The 2415-nt window shown below is 57.3% G+C and carries 2 protein-coding genes and 1 tRNA gene; all 3 read right to left on the reverse strand.

The window, feature by feature from the left end; translation table 11 throughout:
* The coding region (locus AC1D1X_RS20940; protein WP_477699070.1) for an ATPase, T2SS/T4P/T4SS family at positions 1-1399 on the reverse strand (1399 nt) is incomplete at its 3' end.
* Between the two features lie 135 nt (positions 1400-1534).
* Positions 1535-1611 (reverse strand) — tRNA-Pro (locus AC1D1X_RS20945).
* A gap of 12 nt (positions 1612-1623) precedes the next feature.
* The coding region (locus AC1D1X_RS20950) for a polyprenyl synthetase family protein (protein ID WP_477699071.1) at positions 1624-2415 on the reverse strand (792 nt) is incomplete at its 5' end.

Raw genomic sequence — 2415 nt, forward strand, 5'->3', positions numbered from 1 at the left:
GGCGAGCAAGGCGCTGGGCCGTGATCAGAATCACGCTTGAAGCAATATTAAAAGGAGCAATGCCCATGTTGCGCATACGCGTCAACGTGGTGGGTGCGTCGTTCGTATGCAGCGTGGACATGACCATGTGGCCGGTCTGCGCGGCCTTGATGGCGATATCAGCCGTTTCAAGATCGCGAATCTCACCGACCATGATAATGTCCGGATCCTGCCGCAAAAAAGCTTTGAGCGCGACAGAAAAAGTCATGCCAGCCTTGTCATTCATGCTGACCTGGTTGACACCGGGCAATGTGATTTCGGCGGGATCCTCAGCGGTGGCAATGTTGACACCCGGCTTGTTCAGAATATTCAGGCAGGTGTACAGCGACACGGTTTTACCGGAACCCGTGGGCCCCGTCACCAGCACCATGCCGTAGGGTCGCTGAATCGCGGCCATCAGGCGCTCTTTTTCAATCGTTTCATACCCCAGTGCATCAATGCCCAGTTTGGCGCTACTCGGATCCAGAATACGGATAACGATTTTTTCGCCATACATGGTCGGCAAGGTGCTCACCCGGAAATCGATGACCCGATCGGGGCCGATCTTGAGCTTCATTTTGCCGTCTTGCGGTACGCGTTTTTCCGAGATATCCAGCTTGGAGATAACCTTGATGCGCGCGGCAAGCTTTTCCTTGATGGCGACCGGTGGTGACGCGATTTCGCGCAATTCGCCGTCCACCCGGAAGCGCACCCTGTAGGTATGTTCAAACGGCTCGAAATGCAGGTCGGAAGCGCGCATGCTGAAAGCATCAAGCAGCATCTTCTGGAGAAATTTGACGACCGGAGCGTCCTCAACTTCGGAGACACCCGCTTCATCTTCGGTTGCGCCAGTATCCACACTGGTTTCATCAAACTCAAAGTCATCGCCGATGATGCTTTCCATCGCCTCAGAGGCGCTGGTGTTGGACACTTCCGACAGCTTGGACAGCTTGTCGTATTCGGCGATGACCCAGTCGACCCCCATCTGGGTGGAAAACTTGATTTTTTCAGCCGCCTCCTGGTCAGATGGATCTGCCGTTGCAACAATCAGCCGGTTATTGCGTTTGCTCAGAACAACGATACGGTACGTTGCACAGATTTTGGAATCGAGCAGTCCCTTGGGCAGGCGCTGTATGTCTATGGCGTCCAGGTCAAGCAAAGGCGCAGCAAAGGCGGTCGACATGGTGTGCGCCAAGTCAGACGCGGAAACCGCTCCGGAGCCTGTCAGTTCGGCGATGAAGCTGGTGCGCCCCGTTTGGGCTTTGCGAAAGATGTCTTCAGCAGCCTTTTGACCCAGCTTCCCCGCAACCACCAAGGCCCGACCCAGACCTGGCAATGCCATGGATGGTGGTTGGTTAATAGCGGTGTCAACAGCGGCCATGGATTCTCTGGATAGGCTTAAATAGGTATCATCGCTTATAGATTACAAGGTGTAAATCGAAAACGCGCCAGAGGCCTGCCCGGCGTTGGAAGTATGCGAAGAAACGCACACATACGGCCAAGGCCAGGATATTTTTGGTCGGGGTGAGAGGATTCGAACCTCCGGCCTCTACGTCCCGAACGTAGCGCTCTACCAGGCTAAGCTACACCCCGATCCGGCAGCCGTCAGAAACGCCTTTCCAGCAATTGGGAGGCCAGCTGCATCAGGGCATTACTGTAAATGTTTTGGGGCAGGGCCTGCAAGGCATTCAGCGCGCGCTGTGCTTCTACAGCCGCAGCATCCCGGGTGGCCTGCAGCGCTCCGGTCTGTTGCACGATGGCGATGATCTGTGTCATCTGGTCCGTGCCACCCGTCTCAATTGCCTGCCGGATGGTCGTACGCTCAGCCTCGGTACCTCGCTGCATGGCGATGATCAGCGGAAGTGTCGCCTTGCCTTCGCGTAAATCGTCGCCCAGGTTCTTCCCCATTTCAGACACATCCCCGTCGTAGTCCAGCACGTCGTCGATCACCTGGAATGCGGTGCCCAGTGCCTGGCCGTAGTCTGCGCAGCTTTGCTCAATGGCTGGCGGCGACTGGGCCAGCAAGGCCGCCAGGCGGGCGCTGGCTTCGAACAGCTTGGCCGTCTTGGAACGAATCACCCGGAGGTAGCCCTCCTCCGACAGTGTCGCGTCGTGCATGTTCATAAGTTGAAGCACCTCGCCCTCGGCGATCACGTTGGTCGCCTCGGCAAGTGTCTGCATGACACGCATATCGCCGGCTTCGACCATCATCTGGAACGCCCGGGAATAGAGGAAGTCACCCACCAGAACGCTGGCAGGGTTGCCGAAGGCCTCGTTGGCGGTCGTGCGGCCCCGGCGCAAGGTGGATTCGTCCACCACGTCGTCATGCAGCAAAGTTGCCGTATGGATAAATTCCACCACGGCCGCGAGGTTGTGGCGTTGTTCCCCCCGGTACCC

The organism is Polaromonas sp. P1_G4 (assembly GCF_056405475.1).